The sequence below is a fragment of the Priestia aryabhattai B8W22 genome (assembly GCF_000956595.1).
GTDB lineage: Bacteria > Bacillota > Bacilli > Bacillales > Bacillaceae_H > Priestia > Priestia aryabhattai.
This window is the reverse complement of record NZ_JYOO01000013.1, coordinates 38861-58580: the sequence shown is the minus strand read 5'-3', so window position 1 is coordinate 58580 and position 19720 is coordinate 38861. Positions and strand designations below refer to the sequence as shown.

Sequence of the window (19720 nt, the reverse complement as noted above, 5' to 3'; positions counted from 1 at the left end):
CTACGTTGTAGAGTGGTTTTTTGTATGTAATAAAGCCCTCTGCACAAGATGAAGTGATTGAAATTTCTCTTTATTCTGAATGGAAAGGTTTCGATCATGTGGATATTCCTAAATTTCATGTCATTACAACAGATAAGCAGCCAATCGAAGAGCTTCAAAAAACTTTAACGGCTATCGCGCCTTTTGCGGGTGCCATTCATATTAGAGAAAAAGAGAAAACGGCAAAGCAGATTCAATGTTTACTAGAAAGCCTGCCATTTTGTCGCTCTAAAATTATTGTGAATGACCGAGTTGATGTAGCGCATGCTTTAAAAGCAAAAGGCGTACAGCTTGCCTATCATAGTTTAGACGTTTCGTTTGTTATAGACGCATTTCCTTCTCTTATTGTTGGAAAGTCAGTTCACTCTGTGGAAGAGGCTTTAGAAGCTGAAAAAGATGGTGCTCACTACATTCTATACGGACATATTTATTCAACACATTCAAAAAAAGGATTAAAGAGTCGAGGGATAGCAGCACTAAAAGAAGTAGTAGACGCTGTGCGGATACCGGTTATTGCCATTGGAGGAATTACTCCTGTAAATGCCAAAGAGGTACTTCAAACAGGAGCACACGGTATAGCTGTGATGTCTGGTGTCATGCTTGCGCAAGATCCCCTCAAAGCGATTAAACAATATTCTCATATATGGACATCTGGAGGTGGAGAAAATGAAGCAGCATTATGATGTACTGTTAATCGGAGGAGGTATAATCAGCTCTTCTATCGCTTATCATTTGTCAAAACAAGGAGCGTCAGTAGCTATTCTTGAACGCAATCAAATTGGTTGTGAAGCTTCAAGTGCAGCCGCTGGTATTTTAGGTGCTCAAGCTGAAATTGATGAAGAAGGTCCTCTTTTAGACCTTGCTATTAAGAGCAGAAGCATGTTTCCTGAACTGGTGAAGGAACTAAAAGAAAAAACGGCTATCGACGTAGAGCTCATTCAAAAAGGCTTATTAAAAGTCGCTGTAACAGAAGAAGATGCACACGTATTAAAGAAAAAAGCCGCTCAGCACCACCGGTGGGACAAAGATGTAAGATGGATTGATGTAAAAGAAGCGCGTTTGTTAGAACCCGGGCTCTCTCCAGACATATACGGAGCCATTACAATACCGGGAGACGGTCAGCTGGCTCCGGCTAAGTTAACGCAAGCTCTTGCTCATGGAGCCTTGTATCACGGAGCAGATGTATTCGAATACTGTGACGTTCATTCTCTTATTATGGAAAATGAAACAGTAAAAGGTGTACAGACGTCCAAAGGCTCTTTTTATGGAGAAAAAGTAGTTATCGCAGCTGGCTCATGGGCTAAACGCTTTATTTCTTCTGAACATTTAGGTGAGGTGTTTCCTGTAAAAGGAGAGTGTATTGCTCTGCAAAGTCATAAGCCCCTGCTTTCTAAAACGATTTTTTTAGATGAAGGTTTTTACTTAGTTCCTAAGACTGGTGGAAGAATCGTAATCGGGGCAACTAAGCTGCAGCATGATTTTACTAAGACCGTTTCTGCACAAGGTATTCAATTTTTGCTGAATAAAGCTTCTGCGCTTCTGCCGGCCATTAAAGAAGCTACATTTGAAAAAGCATGGGCAGGTCTTCGTCCACAAACAAATGATGGCTGGCCTTATTTAGGAGAGCACCCTGAAATAGCGAATCTACACATGGCTTTTGGCCACTACCGAAACGGTATTTTATTAAGTGCTGCAACTGGAAAAATTATGGCTGATGCTTTGTTAGGGAAAAAGCCGAATCATTCATTTTTTACATCATTTCAGCTAACAAGAGCAATGGAGGGAGTTCATTGAATCTAATTATTAATGGTAAGACCGTCACTGTCGGAAATGAAATTGAAACGGTCGAGCACTTGCTGCAGGCTCAGAGTCTGCATGAGCGAGTTGTAATTGTTGAATTAAACAAGAACATTTTGCAAAAAGAAGAACATAGCGATGCATGTTTAAAAGATGGAGATACATTAGAAGTTGTTTCATTTGTTGGAGGAGGATGAAGAGTATGTTAAAAATTGGACAATATACATTTAATTCACGTTTATTATTAGGAACAGGGAAATTTCCGGACTTTACGACTCAGCGTCAAGCGGTAGAAGAGTCGGAAACAGAAATTTTAACATTTGCTGTTAGACGAATGGATATTTTTGATCAAAATCAGCCTAATTTATTAGAAGCACTTGATGTGAAGCGTTTCACTCTTTTGCCTAACACTGCTGGAGCAAAAAATGCAGAAGAGGCCGTACGTATTGCTAAATTAGCAAAGGCTTCTGGACTTTGTGACATGGTAAAAGTGGAGGTAATTGGATGTAATAAAACGCTGCTTCCTGATCCAGTTGAAACATTAAAAGCTAGTGAAGAACTGTTAAAAGAGGGCTTTACCGTTTTACCTTACACATCAGACGATGTTTTACTTGCGCGCCGTTTGGAAGAGTTAGGCGTACATGCCATTATGCCAGGAGCTTCGCCTATCGGTTCAGGTCAAGGTATTATTAATCCGTTGAACATGCGTTTTATCATTGAACAATCAACTGTTCCAGTAATTGTAGATGCAGGTATTGGAACGGCTTCAGACGCAGCTCAGGCTATGGAGCTAGGAGCAGATGGGGTGTTATTAAATACAGCTGTTTCAGGAGCAAAAGATCCTGTGAAAATGGCTCGTGCTATGAAGCTAGCGATTGAAGCAGGACGAGCAGCATTTGAAGCAGGACGTATTGAAAAGAAACAATATGCAACGGCAAGCAGTCCAACAGAAGGGATGAGTATCGGTTGATTAATCGTTATTCCCGCCAAGAATTGTTTCAACCTATTGGAAAAGGCGGACAGCAGCAAATTCAAGAAAAGCATGTTCTCATTGTAGGAGCAGGTGCTCTTGGAACAGGGAACGCCGAGGCCCTTGCGCGAGCGGGAGTAAAGAAAATAACGCTCATTGACCGGGACTATGTAGAGTGGAGTAACCTTCAGCGGCAGCAATTGTATAGTGAAAAAGATGCTGATAAAAGAATCCCAAAAGCAATTGCCGCTAAAAAAAGGCTTCACGATATTAATCATGATGTAAAAGTAGAAGCCCACGTAGCAGACGGTACCCCTCAAGTTTTAGAACAGCTTGTTGAGGGGGTAGATGTTATGATTGATGCAACCGATAATTTTGACACACGCCTTGTAATGAATGATTTATCACAAAAATATGATATTCCTTGGATTTACGGAGCATGTGTAGGAAGTTACGGAATTAGTTATACTATCATACCAAGTGAAACACCGTGTTTATCCTGTTTGCTTGAATCTGTACCGCTTGGAGGGTTAACATGTGATACAGTGGGGATTATTAGTCCTGCTGTACAAATGGTAGTCGCTCATCAAGTAACAGAAGTGTTAAAAATATTAGTTGGAGACTGGAATGCACTCAGGAGGGAACTTGTTTCGTTTGACTTATGGAAAAATGAGTATACGAGCATTAATGTGAACGTGTTTCGCAAATCCGCTTGCCGCTCATGCGGCAGTGAACAAACGTATCCCTTTTTACAATATGAAAATCAAACGAAAACAGCTGTGCTATGCGGCAGAAACACGGTACAAATCCGTCCGGGTAAATCAGCCAAGCAGCCGCTGCAGTCTTTAGGTGAACGATTAAAAGAAAAAGGATATAAAATTGAACAAAATCCGTATCTGCTTTCTTTTTATGTAGATGATTACCGTTTAGTGATGTTTCAAGACGGGCGCGTCTTTGTCCATGGAACAAACGATATAGTAGAAGCAAAGTCACTTTATCATCGGTATATTGGGTAAGAAAGAGATGGAGGTTTCAAGCATGACAGTACCAAAAGCATTAACCATTGCTGGATCAGACAGCGGTGGAGGAGCAGGCATTCAAGCAGATTTAAAAACATTTCAAGAGCGTGACGTTTTTGGCATGTCTGTTATTACAGCTGTGACTGCACAAAATACAGTTGGGGTTCAAGGAGTTTATCCTTTAGAAGTAGAAGCAGTTGAAACGCAGTTAGATTCAATTGCGACTGACTTATTTCCTAATGCAGTGAAGACAGGTATGTTGTTCAGTGCTGATATTATTTACGCAGTGGCTCGTAAAATCAAACAGTACGGACTGCAAAATGTTGTAGTTGATCCCGTTATGATTGCAAAAGGCGGTCAGTCTCTTCTTCAAAGAGAAGCTGTACAGGCTCTAAAAGAATTATTGCCTCTTTGTGAAGTGATTACGCCGAACATACCGGAGGCGGAAGTCATCACGGGTAAAGAAATTCACACGATTGAAGACAGAAAAGAAGCGGCAAAACAGATGCATGAGCTAGGTGTAAAGTACGTGGTAATTAAAGGCGGACATGATCAATCTCATCAAGATATGATTGATCTAGTGTATGATGGCCATACGTACGTTGAAATCAAGCATGAAAAGATGACCACAAAGCATACACACGGAACGGGATGCACGTTTGCTGCTTGCGTCACGGCTGAACTAGCGAAAGGCAAAAGCGTAGTTGAAGCAGTTCAAACCGCTTCGGATTTTGTTCACTATGCGATTAAGCATACGCTTGAAATTGGTTCCGGACATGGTCCTACTAATCATTGGGCGTATGGAAAATACTTTCGTTCAAATATATAAAAAAAACGTGCCTACAATCTAGGCACGTTTTTTATGAAGAAGGAATATGTGTCGGAATCTCTCCATCGATGCCTAAATAATAATGTCTAAGGGGCTTTAAATTATCATCAAGCTCATAAACAAGCGGCACGCTTGTGGGAATATTCAAGTTCGCAATGCCATCAGGTGAAATGTTATCCAAATACTGCATCAGAGCTCTAATCGTATTACCGTGAGCGGAAATAATAACCTTTTTGCCAGCTTTAATAGAAGGAGCAATAGTTTCGTTCCAATATTCTAGAACCCGCTTTTCTGTATCGGCTAAGTTTTCCGTTACAGGAAATTGTCCCTTAGCTAATTCCTTATACTTCGGGTTGGAAGCTTCATAGCGAATATCTGTTGTCTCTAAAGCAGGAGGGCGTTCGTCCATAGATCTTCTCCACAAATGTACCTGCTCTTCTCCAAATTTTTTTGCGGTTTCTTCTTTGTTCAAGCCTTGAAGAGCTCCGTAGTGACGTTCGTTCAGTCTCCAAGATTTATATACAGGAATCCACATAAAGTCCATTTGGTGTAAGATAATCCATAGAGTACGAATGGATCGTTTTAAAACAGAAGTATAGGCGATATCAAAAGCATATTCGTTTTTCTTTAGCACTTTTCCGGCTTCTCGCGCTTCTTGTAATCCATTTTTAGAAAGGTCTACATCCGTCCAGCCTGTAAATTTATTTTCCAGGTTCCATACGCTTTGTCCATGCCGAATCAATACAAGTTTTATCATCATATTCTCCTTTCAACAGTGACTAAGGACTCTATTCTTTTTTATTATGAGAAGGAAAGAGTTTTTTATCCTAAAGCCGGGGAAAGGAGTTTTTAACATTTAGAAAAAGTGATGCTGAAAAGTAAAGCTTTAACTTTTTTACGCATATGATAAAAATAAAAAAGGGAAGGGAAGATAGTGGATGAGTGACCAAGAACGTCAGATTCAAGCGCTGCACGGCCAGATTGAAGATTTAAAAGAAGAAATGTATCAAATGAAGCTTGATATTAGCACATTAGAGAAAGAAAAAGGAAAGCCTGTTTTGACACCGGCTCTCGTTGGTCAAATAGGAGGTTTTGTTCTAGGTGGATTAGCCATAATCGGTATTTTTTGGATGTAGAACTTCTCGTTTTGAAAACGAAAAGTTCTCCTGATTTTTCAATAAGCAATTCCAACGCGGCATTTGGGAAATTTTTGAGCCCATATCTCATGGTAGGTAAAGTGAGCGGTATCTCCCGTTGAAATTTTAACAGCATCAGCTGGTAAAATATCTTTTTCCACTCGGTACGTGCCTGTTATTTCACCCTCAGGCAAGTATGTTGGGCATATAACAGTCCAGTTTAGATCACTTTCCTTCAAGTGTAAGTATCCTTTTAAATGATCTTCTGCTGCTCTGGTCGTTTTACGCTTTGATTCATTTGATTGAAAACGATATTTTTCTGGTTCTGTTCGTGATTGTAAGATGCCTGCAGTTCCAATAGTAATAATACGATGAACGCCGTAATGCTTCATGCTGTTTATAATGAGCGGCATACTTTTTGAAATGGTCTCTGCACCATCTGTATTTAACGCGCTGACTACGATATCTTGGTGCTTGAGGGCAAAGTTGATATTTTCTTGATGACAGACATCGCCTTGTAAGATATGTAGGTTTGGATGACTAATCTTTAGCTTGTTGCGGTCTCTAACAAGTACAGTAACGTCGTTTTCATCTTTTAGCATCATTTTTAATAAAGACTGTCCAACTCGTCCTGTTGAGCCTAATAGTAAAATTTTCATTGGCTACACCTCTCTATAAAAGATAGTATCTATTCTTTAGGATATACAATCTGTATACTTATTCATAATAAAACGCATGCGTAGCATAAAGTAATACAAAGTTGATGAATGAAATATTCAACAACAAAAAAATTTGATATGATAAAAAGACAGAAAAATCAAAAAATAGGAGAGTGAATGTCTTTTGGGAGACTTGCCTCTGAATCAAATGATGATATTAGTCGTTTTGCTTATGTTATCAGCTTTCTTTTCATCTGCTGAGACAGCCTTTTCAAGCGTAAATAAAATTCGTTTAAAACACTACGCTGAGAAAAAATATCGAGGAAGTAAAAAAGCGCTGCATATTGCTGAACACTTTGAGCAGACGCTATCGACAATTTTAGTAGGAAATGTTGTTGTAAACATTGCTGCGTCCTCTTTGGCAGCTAAAATTGCCCTCGATATGTTTAAAGGAAACCTAGCACTTGTGATTAGTATCATCGTTATGACCATCATCATTTTGATTTTTGGTGAAGTCTTACCGAAATCGTTAGCGAAAGAGCATGCCGAATCTTTTGCGCTGATGATTTCTTCCTTGTTATTTCTTATTATTAAATTATTAACCCCGATTTCCTTCTTATTTTTACAGGTGAAAAAAGGAGCTTCTCACTTGTTAGCGTCTGCTCCCACACCAACGATTACAGAAGATGAAATTAAAGTGATGGTAGATTTAAGCGAAGAAGAAGGAACGATTAATAATATTGAAAAAGAGCTAGTTCATCGTTCACTCAATTTTAATGATATTGTGGTGGGGCAAATTTTAAAACCTAGAATAGATGTCACAGCAGTTGACGTAAATGCCGATATTGATTCGGTTTGTCAAATGTTTCTTGAAGAGAGGTATTCGAGAGTTCCTGTATACGAAGATCATATTGATAATATTATTGGCATTTTATCGGAAAGAGAATTTTTAACCTGTTTAGTCCAAAGAAAAGAGATTTCTATTCGTGATTTGTTGAGACAACCTATTTTTGTAGTAGAATCCATGAAAATATCTGTTCTATTGCCAGAGCTCCAAAAAAGTAAGGTGCACATGGCAATTGTAGTTGATGAGTTTGGTGGAACGGCCGGTCTTGTGACCTTAGAGGATATATTAGAAGAAATTGTAGGAGAGATTTGGGATGAACATGATGAAGCTGTTAAGTATGTACACCAGATAGGGGAAAAGGAGTACGAATTTAACGCCGACATCCCTATTGATGAATTTTTAACCTATGTAGCAGTTAGTTCTCCTGACAGTACGTGCCATACCTTAGGGGGATGGATATATGAGCAGTTTGATCATATTCCTGCTAAAGGAGACTTTTTCTCATATGAAGAGATATTGTTTACCATTAAGGAAGTAGAAAATCGACGTATTCGCAAAGTTTCCGTAAAATCATTTGCGAATACGAATGAGGAAGCTGATTAAAAGAAACTAGAAAGCGCTCCAAGAGATCTTGGAGCGCTAAAGCCATAATATGAAATTAGTTAATATTAGTACTTGCCGCCTAAGTTTTGCTCAGCTAATTGTACTAAACGTTTTGTGATTTCGCCACCAACAGATCCGTTCGCACGAGCTGTTGCATCTGGTCCTAAGTTTACACCAAACTCACTAGCGATTTCGAACTTCATTTGATCGATAGCAGCTTGAGCACCAGGCGCTACTAACTTGTTTGATGAATTTCTGTTTGATGCGTTTTGATAATTTGCCATGTGTATTCATCTCCTCGTTAGATAAAATAGATTGTAATGGTTGAGTTAGCTGGAGTTGAACCAGCCGAGCAGATGCATCGATTAGATCTGCTTGCCTACCGCGGCGTAACTCAATGTTTGCGAGCCGTTGTGCTCGGTTGTTACTAGTATTATGGCGAAAGGGAAAAAAACATATACATAGAAATTAATTGGTAATTTATAGAAAATATTATGTGGAGTTTGATAAAGAGTAAGAGAGTTTTATTCCGTGCATATTATAGGTACATATTGATCAGGTAAAGAGAGGTGTGCGGATGTCGATTTGTTCCTTATGTAATGGGTTTAGTGATGTACAAATGACGTGCAAAACATGTGGAGGACTGCTGGGGGATATGGGAAAAGTCAGCGATTATTTTGATGATTACAGTGCTTACATGGAAATCGATCAGTTAAAAGTAGAAAATGGGTATCCTAGTGATTTAGCAAATCACCAATGTATTCATCTCTTTTACTGCTCTGCTTGTCACAGTGAAGAGTTGAAGCAAATACAGGAATAAAAAAAGACCCTAGGGTCTTTTTTTATTCGTGTTCAGCACGGATGCGCTGTTCGGATTCTGCATCAAAGAAATGCGCTTTGTTCATATCTAATGCTAAGTCTAGAGATTGAAGCGGTTTAATATCTGTTCTTGAATCTACGCGTGCTACAAAATCTTGTCCGCCAAGTTTAGAATAAAGCATGGTTTCAGCTCCCATTAACTCGGATACATCCACTTTGATTGTAACTTTTGTGCCAGGTGAAGATTCAATAAATACAGGCTCATCATGGAAATCTTCAGGACGGATGCCTAAAATAATTTGTTTGTTTAAATATCCTTGCTCGCGAAGTATTTTCATTTTACCTTCCGGAACTGCAAGAAGAGAATCGCCTACTTGAACCTTTCCGTCTTTTAACGTTCCGGTTAAGAAGTTCATAGCAGGAGAACCAATAAACCCGCCTACAAATACATTTTCAGGTTTTTCATATACTTCTTTTGGTGTACCAACCTGCTGGATAATCCCATCTTTCATAACAACTAGCCGAGAAGCCATTGTCATTGCTTCGGTTTGGTCATGTGTTACGTAAATTGTCGTTGTACCCAAACGCTGGTGAAGCTTCGCAATTTCAGAACGCATTTGCACACGTAATTTCGCGTCTAAGTTTGATAAAGGTTCGTCCATTAAGAAGACCTTAGCATCACGAACGATTGCACGACCTAGAGCTACACGCTGACGCTGTCCGCCGGATAATGCTTTTGGTTTGCGTTCTAAGTATTGCTCAAGTCCTAAAATACGAGCGGCATCTTTTACGCGGCGGTCGATTTCATCTTTTGGTAATTTACGAAGTTTTAAGCCAAAAGCCATGTTGTCATATACGCTCATATGCGGATACAATGCGTAGTTTTGGAATACCATTGCAATATCGCGATCTTTTGGGGCAACGTCATTTACACGCTTGCTGTCAATATAAAAATCACCTTTGGAAATTTCCTCTAGGCCTGCAACCATACGAAGCGTTGTCGATTTCCCGCAGCCTGAAGGCCCAACAAATACAATAAATTCTTTATCTTGAATGTGAAGGTTAAAATCTTTTACCGCCGTCACATCTTTATCATACATTTTATAAATATGTTCTAAACGTAATTCAGCCATTTCCATTTCCCCCTTGTATGTATTCTGTGAAACCGTTTTCTTAACTCTAGTGTAATTTTTTTTTATGAAACGGTAAATGGCAAACATGCACAAAAAAAAGAAAGAGTTTTCGTGCACTATTTACGAAAACCCTTTCATTTTATTTTTCATCCTGCGAATTTTTTAAAGCAAGAATAGCTAAGTAAGCAGACACAGCTCCTGTGAAGTGTTTGATATCAAGGTGTGTGCGATCAATAAATTTCTCAATTCTATACTGCAAGCTGTTGCGATGCATGTACAATTTCTTAGCAGCAAGAGATACGTTTAAATTACATTCTAAATAAATTTTAATCGTTTCTAAAAGATCTCCATCATCTTTTACTAAATCAAGTAAATGTATCATATGGTTTTGGATTGCCCTTGAAGACTCTTGCAGAACCAAATGGGGTAAAACGTCGATAAAATGGATAACATGTTTTTGTTCGACTGTATGCTTAATTTGATAAAACCATTTCTTTTCACGTTCAAAAATTAATTGCGGTGAAGACGGAAAAAAGTGAATTTGTCCTTCAAAGAACTGAATTGAAGTTTCAAAATCATGACATAGCACCTCGATAGAGTCTGATAAATTTTCGGTTAAGTCATTAGGATCATCAAAGGTTTCGATAACGATACCTGATTGTTTATCGATCCACAACACAGTGATGGAGGTAGAATACAAGGCGTGAAGCGCATTTTCAAACTCTATTTTTTGTTCAAACAAACGTTTAATTAAAAACTGGGTGAAGCGAAAAGAATGGTGCGTATGATGAGAGTGAATGACTTTTTCAGGTGATTCAAACAACAGGTTTGACCAATACAATTGTTCTGGCGTCAGTAAAGAAACTTCCTCATCATAAGGCGTTAAAAAAGCAGAAAGTAACGCCTGCTCTTTTTGAGATAAAGCCGTGTGTTCAATCCCAATGAAGCCTTCATCACATGAAAACCATTTGTATCGTTCAAATTGAGAAGGGATTTTAGCCTTAATCATTTTATCCCCAAATAGTGTGTGCAGCTGTTTCATCTGTGCTCGTTCCCTTCGGCGAAAGCTTACTATTCATAAACGTGAAAAAGCATAAGCTCATGAATATAATCAATTAATTGTGTTTCATCTATTTGATTAGAAAGCGCAGTTTTCCATACAATTTGTCCATCTTTTAAATAATCAGCCTCATAATAAACCCGATTCATATAAAACGAGATATGCCAGCCCGGCATTCGATTATTTTGATAGAGTGGTTTAACCTGAAAATGTGAAACCATAAAGAAAATCTCCTTTCTCAATTAGTTATTATAAGCTTACCATGAGAAAAGGAGATGAAAAATCATTTAATCTAAAAATTTTGTTAATTTATAAAATATGTTGCATATGTGTTTAGCACCTTGCGTTTGAATGTCTGTTTCATCAAAAATCATTGGTTTTGCATTCACTTCAAACAGATAATACTGCCCTTGGACTGACTTTGCCATATCGAGAGAAAATTCTTCAACTAGAGGGAAGGACTTTTGAAGGACTTGCCCGCACGTATTTACAAAAGATGAAAGAAAGGAAGTATCTACTTCATCTTCAAGATCTTGAAAAGGTGAAATGCTTCCGCCGTTTAACGTATGTGTTGTAATGGATTGATAGGGACTATGTCGAATACCGACGCCGCTAATAACATATCCACTATCTTTGTGATGCGCTAAAATACGTAAGTCATAGCGCCGGTCTTTGAATGGCTGCGTCTCAATTGCTTCTTGAATGAGATAAGCAGATCTGGGAAGGTCAATTGCTTGTAAAGAAGAAAATTCTTCTTTGCGAGTATGATCTTGATAAGTAATTGTATGCTTATCGGAAGATAATCGAAAAATTCCAGCGCCTTTACTGCTGTTAATAGGCTTAAAATAAAGGGAAGAGTGTTTTTGCAGAAGCTTAGCAATATCAATTTCTGGTGTTAAACGATAGGTTTTAGGAAGGTAAGAAGATAGTAGTGGATCCTTTGAAAATAACTGATAGACTTTCCATTTTGAAAAGAAAGCGGAATTAAAAAGGGGGATGTGCCTGCTTTTTATTTTTTGGTGTAAAGATGTCAGCTTTTTGGTTTCTGATTTTCTTCCTGGATAACGATTATATATAACGTTTGGCAGCGGCAAAGTTGTTTTGATCCACTGCTTTTTTGCACGGTCAAAGCAATACCCTTCAAAGAAGTGATGAGACATTGTTTCTTCAGCGAATAAAGCAAGAAGCCCGCCTTTCTTTTGCAGGGTATGATGTAAGAGTTCTAATAAAGGACGCTGTTTTACATTCAGTTTTTCTAAAACAGCTTTGTTCGTTAAAACTCCCACAATAGGACCTGCTTTTTCTCCTTTTAAACGAAGAAAAGCTTGAGTAGAAGAAATGTTTTGAGTAAAGGGAAGTTCAATTTCTTGAACTCCCCATGTGTAAGATGCTGAAGGGTTATTATGAAACCACTGCTGCTTTTCTTTGTGATAGTAAATTGTAATCATATGCTGATGCCTTCAGGTGTATTTAGATAGTATCCAGATAAGTAAATCGCATATTCTAGAGAAAGTTTTCTAGTGTGTTGATCCGCTTTTCGTAAGGCAGGGTGTGAAAAAATAGAGCGACCGGGTTTAGAGTTAGCTTCAAACAGCCACACGTTTCCTTGATAATCCACTCCAAAATCGAATCCAAGCTCTCCAATTAATCCGTTCAATTCCTGTTCAAGCACATGACTAATTGAGATAGCGGCATCTTTTAGCTTATTTTCAATTTCTTTTTTGTAAGAAGGGTTGGTGAATATTTTGGCTGTAGCTTCAATTTCTCCGCCGTAATCAAGATGCGTAGTGATGCTGTTGGGACCGGCTACTTTAGCAGCTAGAGCAGTAAGCACCCATTGGTTATTCCCGTCTTTATTCGTATGCACGCGAAAGTCTACACAGCGCTTTTCTTTTTTGATTAATGAAATACCTTGCTGAGCAATGTAAGAAGGATTAGTAAGTAAATATTCAAATTCTGATAATAACTCCTCTAAGGTTTCTTTTTCTTGAACATGAAGACCTTTTTCTCCTTTGTAAGTCAGCGTGTACATGGAATCTTTAAAAGATAGTGTATAAATGCCGCGGCCTAAGCTTCCGTTTTTCGGTTTTAAATAAACAGTTTGATGAAGAAGTAGAAGTTTTTTTATTTGCTCACACGAAGGACTTTCAACCGTGTAAGGTAACAAATAAGCTGTCTGCTCGTTCAGTTTTAAAAGCTCATGAATTTCCCACTTGTTGAAAAAATCAGGATTAAAAAATGGAATGCCGTAATCAGTCATCATCTTTTCTTTAATGAACTTAAAAGGAGCTAACCCTTCTGTTTTTCGATTTGGCAAACGATTATATACAACATTGGGAAATGGAACTTCATGCTGTGTCCAGCCGCTTTCTTCATAAAAATAGCCGTTTATGGTCCCGGTTTCCCAGTTGATATGATGGGTTCCAAAAATAAAAGGCAGTCCCCCTGTGATACTTGCAGTGGAAAGAAGTTTAGCTAAGTGAAGGGAACGCTTTCCAATTGGCCGCAGCAGAGAACCAGTAAAACCAGCTGATAGCACACCAATTAAAGGTCCTAAGTGAATGGTCTCATTCACAATAATAGGGTGCATCATATGAGCGAAAGGAATTTGCAGTTTTGTCATTAGCTCAGCTGAAATCTGAATTTCTTCACGTTCTGAAGATTGTATAAGGCATGAAGCTGTCATTGTTCCAAAAGCTGCTTGTTTTAAGGAGTCTTTGTAAAGAGATGCAGGAACAGAAAGATCGCATCCTAGCTGCTCTACTACAACAAGGCGAGTAAGAGTTTTTTTCATAGCATTACTCCTTACGATACGATAGTGTGTTAGCTAAATAGACGCAGTAAGACAGGACATTTTTATACATGACTTCTTTTTGTTCAGGGGCTGTCTCCATTACTATTTTTCTTCCCGGTTTCGAATTTACATCTAGAATCCAGATGCTGAAGTCTCTCGAGATACATAAATCAATACCTAATTCAAAAAGAGAAGGAAAATGATTTTCCAGCACGGACGGAATCGTTTTACAAATGGTGTTGATTTCATCCATTACATATTGACGGTGAACGCGAGGGATGCGAGGCAGCAAGTTCTCAAAAGGTACAATAGAGGCTCCTGAACTTACATTTGTTACGATGGAGTCCCGTTCACCTTGTCTAAGTCCTCTTCCAATTTCTTTCCAAGCACCATCGTTTCCTTTTTGTAATAGCAGTCTTATATCAAAAGGAGTGCGTTCGTAAGGGAAAAATGAAATATGGGGCTGAGCAATATACAATACATCACGGGTCGTTTTCGTAAACCAGTTCTTAAACTCCTGAAAAGAGGAAAATAGAATGGTGTTTACAATGTCATTTTGTTGATAAGAAGCTTCAATTTCACGTCCGCGCTGTCTTAATTTCACAATCCCTTTACCTTGTGAGCCGTTGGCAGGCTTAATCATTAGGCTATCGTTTGTTCGAAGCAGCTGAACAAGCTGCTCTACACTTTCGATTGGAGTGGTGGGAGGAATATATGAAGATAAATAGCTATCTTTTTTAATTACTTCATAGACATCTAGCTTATTGGGCAATCCATGGCCTAAAAATGTAACATCTTCCCGCTGCTTAAGCCAGTTTACAATAGGGCGAGCCTTTTTAGACAGCGAGTCTTTTCTATAAAAGCAGCGATCGTAAATAAACGAAGGAAGTAAAAAGGAATCTTCTATCCATTTTTTTTGTTGTAAATCGTAGCGGAAGCCTTCAATATTTTCGGTGTTAGGATGAATGTTAAAAGGAGTAAAACGGTATATTTCAATTGAAAACTCAGAAGCATGTTTAGCAATTTCGGTTACGTACTCCACTTCTTGCTGTGGGTGAATCGTTAAAAAGCCTAATGAAATCATCGTAAATCCTCCTTGGCAAATTGAAAATTCGTTGCATGCAGACAATAATCAAGCAGTGCTTTTGTTGAGGGACGAACAGAGAAAGCGCTTGAATCTAATTGTTTGGAAGGTTTGACATTTACTTCAATAATCCAAGGCTTTCCTTCTTGATCGATTGCTAAATCAATACCAAATTCTGCATAAAGTTCAGACGGGTGAGAAAGCTGTGTGCAAATTTCAATCGCAATCTCTTTTAAAAGTGAAAGGATATGGCGCGTAGTTTTTGAATCATAGAGCTGAGTTAAAACTTGCTGAGGAGGATGAATATCTCCTCCACGGGCAAGATTTGAGACGAAATTGCCGGGTTTTGATACACGTGTGACAATGGACGTGATTTTCCACGTCAAGTCGTCTTTTTTATGACAGAGAATGCGGAAATCAAAAGGGCACTGTTTGTATGCCTGCAGTGAAATTCCTTCTTGGATGAGAAACCCTTGCCTTTTTAATTGACTATAAAGCGTTTCAAATAAGTCATAGAGAGATTCATATTCTTTTTCATACGTCTGCGTAAACGTTGTATAGTCTAAAATATACTTCTCTTTCTTTGAAATTTTAAAAATATTTTTTCCTTGGCTACCATGAACAGGCTTCAGAAAAACATCGTCATGAAGTTCCAAAGCGTCAAGAAGATCTTGACGTGAACGAAGCTGATACGTTTTTGGCAAATATGGAAGCAAGTGTACGACATCTTTAAGCTGTTGAAAAACCGTCCATTTATTTAAGTAGCGTGCGTTAAAGAAAGGAACGTCATGCTCTTTTAAAAATGTTTTAAAGGTTTGAAAATCAGCGCTTTGCTCGGTTTTCCTGGCATGAATCCGGTTGTGTACGATTCCAGGAAAGGGAACGTCTGAATAAACCCATCGATCAGCGCGATAAACATATCCTTTAGGTGACAATGACTTCAAGTCGCTCAATTTGCTCACGTAGCAAAAACACCCTAACTCCTTGCAAGCTTGAACAAATTCCTTACAAAATACAGAAATGCTGCCAAAGGGTTCTTCATCTTCTCGAACTTCTGTTACGATGCTAATCACGGGTCCCAGCCTAAACGTATTCTCTTCATAAATGCCTCTCAGCTGATGCGTTTCATACGGAAAACGAAAGTCTGTAAATAGAGTTTCTGACATCATGAAGCAGCATTCTCGATGTTGAAAAACAGTGGCTTTGACTTCTTTCGTAATGGAGCCTACTGTTAATGTAAACTCATGCTTGCATTTCACACGTGAGAACAGAGCAGAACTAATGTAAATGTCGTCGCTCATATGGTTCTCTAGTGGTTTTAGAGAAATGGTAAAAGTATTCATAAACGAATCCTCTTTTTCTTTCCTTTAGTAGGCGAATGCTGATATATACTATGAGGAATTAGCCCAATCCGTGAAGAGAATTTATCGTTTTCTGAGAAAATAAAGGTCTTAAGCTGAATTTTATATAATAATTTGTTATAGTTAGGGAAGTCAAGAAATTATAGAACTTAATTAGGAGGAACTTAACGTGTCTGTAAATTTACATGATGTAGCAAATGATTTAGAAAAAGCAATTCGTCACAGCGACGATTACACAAACTTAAAAAACTTATATGCAGCAGTAAACGCTGATCAAGGTTCAAAACAATTATTTGAGCGTTTCCGTACAATGCAAATGGAGCTGCAACAAAAGCAAATGATGGGCCAAGAGATCACTGAAGAAGAAGTTCAGCAAGCTCAACAAACAGTTGCAATCGTTCAACAAGATCAAAATATCGCGAAGCTAATGGAAGCTGAGCAACGTATGAGCATGGTAATTGGTGAATTAAACAAAATTATCATGAAGCCACTTGAAGAACTTTACGGTGCGGCTGAATAAGAGATAGGGAAAAGAGGAAAAGAGAAATCTTTTCCTCTTTTTTTTATGCGGAAATTTCTTCTAATTGTGCAGTTCTGCTCATAAGCTTAGTAACAAGGCTACACATGCCGACTATCATGAAAAGGTCATTTATAACCGTATCCTAACGGATTAGACATCTATGAAAGAAGGGGTTCTCATATGGCTTATCGATTGCTAGCGTTGAATATTGATGGAACCATTTTAAATAGCCAAGGGCGCGTTACAAAAGAAACGAAAGACGCAATTCAATTTGTGAAAAATAAAGGGGTTTACGTTACATTAGTAACAAACAGGCATTTTCCGTCTGCTAAAAAAATTGCTCGGTCACTTAAAGTTCATCCTGCAATGCTCATTACTCATAGCGGTGCCTTTATCGGAACATCGATAGACAAACCGATACTAGATAAGAGAATTAGCGAGGAAAAAACATTTAATCTCATTCAGCTTTTTGAAAATTTTAATTGTCATGTCCGCATTTTACATGAAAGGTTTTCAATTGGAAATCGTGTAAAGCTTCCTAACAATATTGTAGCTAAAAGCGTGTTGAAAACGGGAGAACCGCTCTTTTATCCCGTGCAGTTCGTAGATTCATTAGGAGATACGCTTCGTGATGAACCTGTTTCTACGCCAAAAATAGAAGTTTATTTTGCAGATCGTAGAGAAAAAGAATACGCTGAGCAAACAATTGCTAGTGCAGTTCCGGATATTGAATGGTTTTCGTATCCAAATGAAAATAGATGTTATATTACGCCAAAAGGAGCCACAAAAGCTGCCGGCGTTCGTTATGTAGCAAATCGTCTAGGGATACCAATGGAAGATGTGGTGGCAATTGGAAATTGCTATGATGATTTAGAAACGATTGAACATGCGGGAATGGGTGTGGCCATGGGCAATTCACCAACGGAATTAAAAATGCTTGCGGATTGGGTTACTCGTTCTAATAATGAAAATGGTGTAGCCTATATGGTGAAAGAATTATTTAGAAAGCAGCAGCGCCTTGGTTATCTTCATCAAATTGACAGCTTTCGTTTAAAATAAATAAAGGAAAAAAGAAGCTAGGACAAAAGTAGTTTAGTCGAAGGGAAGATCCGAACGATGAATCAAGATTCCTGATAGAGAATCCAATTCGTTCGGATTTTTTTATTGGTAGGGTGAACGTAGGTTTCATATATGTAGGTGCTTCTAGCTGTTGATTAGAGGGCAAGGCGAAGACTCCTGAGGGAAAAGGGCAAGCGATGAGGAGGCTTATCGGCCGCCAGCGGAAAGCAAAGCCTTGCACGGAAACCAACAGAGGTGTAACAAGCAATTCATATGAGCTCATTTATCCCATTTGTTCGTCCTTAGATTGAATTAATGTAATTATGGCTCAATCTCTTTTTCCGTTTGTTTCCTGTTTGCGTATTCCCTTGAGCTGAGCACCTTGACCGGACATACGTAGGTTTTGTAAACTGATTACTTAGATAGAATTGATTTGAAAGGTGATTATATTGAACATTTATATAAAAGGTATAGAAGATGAGCGTTTTTTACGTCCGCTTCACCGAATTTCAGATTTGTTTTTTGAAGAAAGCAACGTTTCCTTTGAGGATGATAACGAAGCTCAGCTGAAGGTCGAAGTAGAGCTAAAAGTTCATGAAGAAATTTATGCGAAAGCAGTGCTGCATGATGCTGCAACGGACAAGGTGTTTACAGAAGAGCTTTCTAAATCGTTTACGCCGTATGAAACAGAAAAAGAAAAATTTAAGCAAATAAAAAATGTAGTGCTTCGCGTCTACTTATCTGTGTTACAGGAGTATACAAACATTGTTCAAAAATGGGGTATTTTAACTGGTATACGTCCGACGAAACTGCTTCATATGAAACTGCAGTCAGGCAAAAGTAAAGAACAGGCACATCGTGAGCTAAAGGAAGAATATTTAATCACCGATGACAAAATTAATTTAATGCAGCATATTGTGGATCGTCAACTAGCAGCTATTCCTGATTTACATGAGTTAAAGAACGAGGTAAGCATTTATATAGGCATTCCGTTTTGTCCGACGAAGTGTGCATACTGTACATTCCCAGCCTATGCGATTAATGGACGTCAAGGATCCGTTACGTCATTTTTAGGCGGCTTGCATTATGAGATGCGTGAAGTAGGAAAATGGTTAAAAGACAATAACGTCAAGATTACAACCGTCTATTATGGCGGAGGCACACCAACGAGCATTACCGCTGAAGAAATGGACATGCTGTATGAAGAGATGTATGAATCGTTCCCGGATGTACAAAATATCCGTGAAATTACGGTAGAAGCAGGAAGACCTGATACGATTACGGAAGAAAAGCTAGCTGTTTTGAACAAATGGAATATTGACCGGATTAGTGTAAATCCACAGTCTTATATTCAAGAAACCTTAAAAGCTATTGGACGTCATCATACAGTTGAAGAAACGATTGATAAATTTCATCTTTCTCGGAAAATGGGGATGAATAACATTAACATGGACTTAATTATTGGGCTTCCAAATGAAGGTGTAGAAGAATTTCAGCATACGCTAGACGAGTCTAAAAAATTGCTTCCTGAATCTTTAACTGTTCATACGCTATCGTTTAAACGCGCGTCTGAAATGACTCAAAATAAACGGAAATACAAAGTAGCAGATCGCTATGAAATTGGTAAAATGATGGATTTAGCGACTGAGTGGACTCAAGAACAAGGATATGAACCTTATTACTTATATCGCCAAAAAAATATTTTAGGTAATTTAGAGAACGTTGGATATTCATTCCCTGGTCAAGAGAGTCTGTACAATATTATGATCATGGAAGAAAAGCAGACGATTATTGGCCTTGGGTGCGGGGCATCCAGTAAGTTCGTGCATCCAGAAACAGGAATTATTACAAGGTTTGCGAATCCAAAAGATCCAAAATCGTACAACGATGGATTCGAGCACTACACACAAGAGAAACTCAAGATTTTAGGTGAATTGTTTAAGAAATAAAAAGGTCACTTTTTAGTGATCTTTTTTTATTTTCAGCAGGGA

22 protein-coding genes are annotated in these 19720 nt (G+C 38.4%); 12 read left to right on the top strand and 10 right to left on the bottom strand.

Translation table 11 applies throughout. The annotated features are described in order from the left end of the window. Nucleotides 1–98 precede the first annotated feature (98 nt). Genes N178_RS12060 through thiD form a run of 6 tightly spaced genes read left to right on the top strand, consistent with a single transcriptional unit; the run spans nucleotide 99 to nucleotide 4654 of the window. On the top strand, nucleotides 99–722 hold the full coding sequence (locus tag N178_RS12060) for a thiamine phosphate synthase (protein WP_045292504.1): 624 nt from the start codon (nucleotides 99–101) through the stop codon (nucleotides 720–722). Further along, nucleotides 706–1833 carry a glycine oxidase ThiO gene (gene thiO, locus N178_RS12055; protein WP_045292434.1) on the top strand — a complete coding sequence of 376 codons (1128 nt, stop codon included), beginning with the start codon at nucleotides 706–708 and terminating at the stop codon, nucleotides 1831–1833. Before N178_RS12060 ends, thiO begins: the two co-directional genes overlap by 17 nt. Continuing rightward, on the top strand, nucleotides 1830–2033 hold the full coding sequence (gene thiS / locus N178_RS12050) for a sulfur carrier protein ThiS (protein ID WP_045292431.1): 204 nt from the start codon (nucleotides 1830–1832) through the stop codon (nucleotides 2031–2033). The genes thiO and thiS overlap by 4 nt, the downstream gene beginning before the upstream one ends. 5 nt (nucleotides 2034–2038) lie before the next feature. Then, nucleotides 2039–2806, top strand: coding sequence for a thiazole synthase (locus tag N178_RS12045; protein WP_045292429.1), 768 nt, complete (start codon nucleotides 2039–2041; stop codon nucleotides 2804–2806). After that, on the top strand, nucleotides 2803–3822 hold the full coding sequence (locus tag N178_RS12040) for a thiazole biosynthesis adenylyltransferase ThiF (RefSeq protein ID WP_045292428.1): 1020 nt from the start codon (nucleotides 2803–2805) through the stop codon (nucleotides 3820–3822). Before N178_RS12045 ends, N178_RS12040 begins: the two co-directional genes overlap by 4 nt. Nucleotides 3823–3844: 22 nt before the next feature. Next, a complete protein-coding gene (gene thiD, locus N178_RS12035) occupies nucleotides 3845–4654 on the top strand; it encodes a bifunctional hydroxymethylpyrimidine kinase/phosphomethylpyrimidine kinase (RefSeq protein ID WP_045292427.1) in 810 nt (269 codons plus the stop codon). Nucleotides 4655–4685: 31 nt separating this feature from the next. Here the strand turns inward: thiD and gpmA are convergent, their stop codons facing one another. Next, nucleotides 4686–5411, bottom strand: coding sequence for a 2,3-diphosphoglycerate-dependent phosphoglycerate mutase (gpmA, locus tag N178_RS12030; RefSeq protein WP_045292426.1), 726 nt, complete (start codon nucleotides 5409–5411; stop codon nucleotides 4686–4688). A gap of 181 nt (nucleotides 5412–5592) precedes the next feature. On the opposite strand from gpmA, the gene N178_RS12025 reads away from it, so the two are divergent. After that, the gene (locus N178_RS12025; protein WP_016762958.1) at nucleotides 5593–5790 is read left to right on the top strand and encodes a hypothetical protein; all 198 of its coding nucleotides are present in this window, start codon (nucleotides 5593–5595) and stop codon (nucleotides 5788–5790) included. A 38-nt stretch (nucleotides 5791–5828) separates the two neighbouring features. Here the strand turns inward: N178_RS12025 and N178_RS12020 are convergent, their stop codons facing one another. Next, nucleotides 5829–6449, bottom strand: a complete 621-nt coding sequence (locus N178_RS12020) for an NAD(P)-dependent oxidoreductase (protein WP_045292425.1) — start codon at nucleotides 6447–6449, stop codon at nucleotides 5829–5831. Between the two features lie 184 nt (nucleotides 6450–6633). Here N178_RS12020 and N178_RS12015 point away from each other — a divergent pair, with 184 nt between their 5' ends. Beyond that, the gene (locus tag N178_RS12015) at nucleotides 6634–7899 is read left to right on the top strand and encodes a hemolysin family protein (protein ID WP_045292423.1); all 1266 of its coding nucleotides are present in this window, start codon (nucleotides 6634–6636) and stop codon (nucleotides 7897–7899) included. A gap of 65 nt (nucleotides 7900–7964) precedes the next feature. Here N178_RS12015 and N178_RS12010 read toward each other — a convergent pair whose 3' ends face one another. Continuing rightward, nucleotides 7965–8183 carry an alpha/beta-type small acid-soluble spore protein gene (locus tag N178_RS12010; protein ID WP_013055290.1) on the bottom strand — a complete coding sequence of 73 codons (219 nt, stop codon included), beginning with the start codon at nucleotides 8181–8183 and terminating at the stop codon, nucleotides 7965–7967. A 293-nt stretch (nucleotides 8184–8476) separates the two neighbouring features. Here N178_RS12010 and N178_RS12005 point away from each other — a divergent pair, with 293 nt between their 5' ends. Next, nucleotides 8477–8719, top strand: a complete 243-nt coding sequence (locus N178_RS12005) for a hypothetical protein (RefSeq protein WP_045292421.1) — start codon at nucleotides 8477–8479, stop codon at nucleotides 8717–8719. Nucleotides 8720–8741: 22 nt separating this feature from the next. Here N178_RS12005 and N178_RS12000 read toward each other — a convergent pair whose 3' ends face one another. From N178_RS12000 to N178_RS11970, 7 genes are all read right to left on the bottom strand, one after another. Then, on the bottom strand, nucleotides 8742–9851 hold the full coding sequence (locus tag N178_RS12000) for an ABC transporter ATP-binding protein (protein WP_013055292.1): 1110 nt from the start codon (nucleotides 9849–9851) through the stop codon (nucleotides 8742–8744). Nucleotides 9852–9990: 139 nt separating this feature from the next. Beyond that, a complete protein-coding gene (locus tag N178_RS11995) occupies nucleotides 9991–10893 on the bottom strand; it encodes a PucR family transcriptional regulator (RefSeq protein ID WP_045292419.1) in 903 nt (300 codons plus the stop codon). 29 nt (nucleotides 10894–10922) lie between these two features. Continuing rightward, the gene (locus N178_RS11990) at nucleotides 10923–11132 is read right to left on the bottom strand and encodes a YheE family protein (protein WP_013055294.1); all 210 of its coding nucleotides are present in this window, start codon (nucleotides 11130–11132) and stop codon (nucleotides 10923–10925) included. Between the two features lie 66 nt (nucleotides 11133–11198). Further along, a complete protein-coding gene (locus N178_RS11985) occupies nucleotides 11199–12359 on the bottom strand; it encodes a YheC/YheD family endospore coat-associated protein (RefSeq protein WP_045292418.1) in 1161 nt (386 codons plus the stop codon). After that, nucleotides 12356–13705 (bottom strand): YheC/YheD family endospore coat-associated protein, encoded by a 1350-nt coding sequence (locus tag N178_RS11980; protein ID WP_045292416.1) that lies wholly within the window; start codon nucleotides 13703–13705, stop codon nucleotides 12356–12358. The genes N178_RS11985 and N178_RS11980 overlap by 4 nt, the downstream gene beginning before the upstream one ends. A gap of 4 nt (nucleotides 13706–13709) precedes the next feature. Beyond that, complete coding sequence (locus N178_RS11975) at nucleotides 13710–14789, bottom strand: YheC/YheD family endospore coat-associated protein (RefSeq protein ID WP_045292414.1); 1080 nt, start codon at nucleotides 14787–14789, stop codon at nucleotides 13710–13712. Beyond that, the gene (locus tag N178_RS11970; RefSeq protein WP_045292413.1) at nucleotides 14786–16132 is read right to left on the bottom strand and encodes a YheC/YheD family endospore coat-associated protein; all 1347 of its coding nucleotides are present in this window, start codon (nucleotides 16130–16132) and stop codon (nucleotides 14786–14788) included. The genes N178_RS11975 and N178_RS11970 overlap by 4 nt, the downstream gene beginning before the upstream one ends. Nucleotides 16133–16319: 187 nt before the next feature. Here N178_RS11970 and N178_RS11965 point away from each other — a divergent pair, with 187 nt between their 5' ends. The 3 genes from N178_RS11965 (at nucleotide 16320) to N178_RS11955 (ending at nucleotide 19678) form a co-directional block, all read left to right on the top strand. Then, nucleotides 16320–16670 carry a YlbF/YmcA family competence regulator gene (locus N178_RS11965; RefSeq protein WP_045292411.1) on the top strand — a complete coding sequence of 117 codons (351 nt, stop codon included), beginning with the start codon at nucleotides 16320–16322 and terminating at the stop codon, nucleotides 16668–16670. Nucleotides 16671–16850: 180 nt separating this feature from the next. Further along, on the top strand, nucleotides 16851–17729 hold the full coding sequence (locus N178_RS11960) for a Cof-type HAD-IIB family hydrolase (protein WP_013055300.1): 879 nt from the start codon (nucleotides 16851–16853) through the stop codon (nucleotides 17727–17729). 446 nt (nucleotides 17730–18175) lie between these two features. Then, nucleotides 18176–19678, top strand: a complete 1503-nt coding sequence (locus N178_RS11955) for a coproporphyrinogen III oxidase (RefSeq protein WP_170836845.1) — start codon at nucleotides 18176–18178, stop codon at nucleotides 19676–19678. The last annotated feature ends 42 nt before the right edge of the window (nucleotides 19679–19720 follow it).

Excerpts from the sequence above, each read along its gene's own strand:
- N178_RS11975 (WP_045292414.1), bottom strand. The coding sequence starts at position 14,789 with ATGATTTCATTAGGCTTTTTAACGATTCACCCACAGCAAGAAGTGGAG.
- N178_RS11960 (WP_013055300.1), top strand. The coding sequence starts at position 16,851 with ATGGCTTATCGATTGCTAGCGTTGAATATTGATGGAACCATTTTAAAT.
- N178_RS11970 (WP_045292413.1), bottom strand. The coding sequence starts at position 16,132 with ATGAATACTTTTACCATTTCTCTAAAACCACTAGAGAACCATATGAGC.
- N178_RS12020 (WP_045292425.1), bottom strand. The coding sequence starts at position 6,449 with ATGAAAATTTTACTATTAGGCTCAACAGGACGAGTTGGACAGTCTTTA.
- N178_RS11990 (WP_013055294.1), bottom strand. The coding sequence starts at position 11,132 with ATGGTTTCACATTTTCAGGTTAAACCACTCTATCAAAATAATCGAATG.
- thiD (WP_045292427.1), top strand. The coding sequence starts at position 3,845 with ATGACAGTACCAAAAGCATTAACCATTGCTGGATCAGACAGCGGTGGA.
- N178_RS11985 (WP_045292418.1), bottom strand. The coding sequence starts at position 12,359 with ATGATTACAATTTACTATCACAAAGAAAAGCAGCAGTGGTTTCATAAT.
- N178_RS11995 (WP_045292419.1), bottom strand. The coding sequence starts at position 10,893 with ATGAAACAGCTGCACACACTATTTGGGGATAAAATGATTAAGGCTAAA.
- N178_RS12045 (WP_045292429.1), top strand. The coding sequence starts at position 2,039 with ATGTTAAAAATTGGACAATATACATTTAATTCACGTTTATTATTAGGA.
- N178_RS12025 (WP_016762958.1), top strand. The coding sequence starts at position 5,593 with ATGAGTGACCAAGAACGTCAGATTCAAGCGCTGCACGGCCAGATTGAA.
- N178_RS12010 (WP_013055290.1), bottom strand. The coding sequence starts at position 8,183 with ATGGCAAATTATCAAAACGCATCAAACAGAAATTCATCAAACAAGTTA.
- N178_RS11980 (WP_045292416.1), bottom strand. The coding sequence starts at position 13,705 with ATGAAAAAAACTCTTACTCGCCTTGTTGTAGTAGAGCAGCTAGGATGC.
- N178_RS12000 (WP_013055292.1), bottom strand. The coding sequence starts at position 9,851 with ATGGCTGAATTACGTTTAGAACATATTTATAAAATGTATGATAAAGAT.
- N178_RS12005 (WP_045292421.1), top strand. The coding sequence starts at position 8,477 with ATGTCGATTTGTTCCTTATGTAATGGGTTTAGTGATGTACAAATGACG.
- gpmA (WP_045292426.1), bottom strand. The coding sequence starts at position 5,411 with ATGATAAAACTTGTATTGATTCGGCATGGACAAAGCGTATGGAACCTG.
- thiO (WP_045292434.1), top strand. The coding sequence starts at position 706 with ATGAAGCAGCATTATGATGTACTGTTAATCGGAGGAGGTATAATCAGC.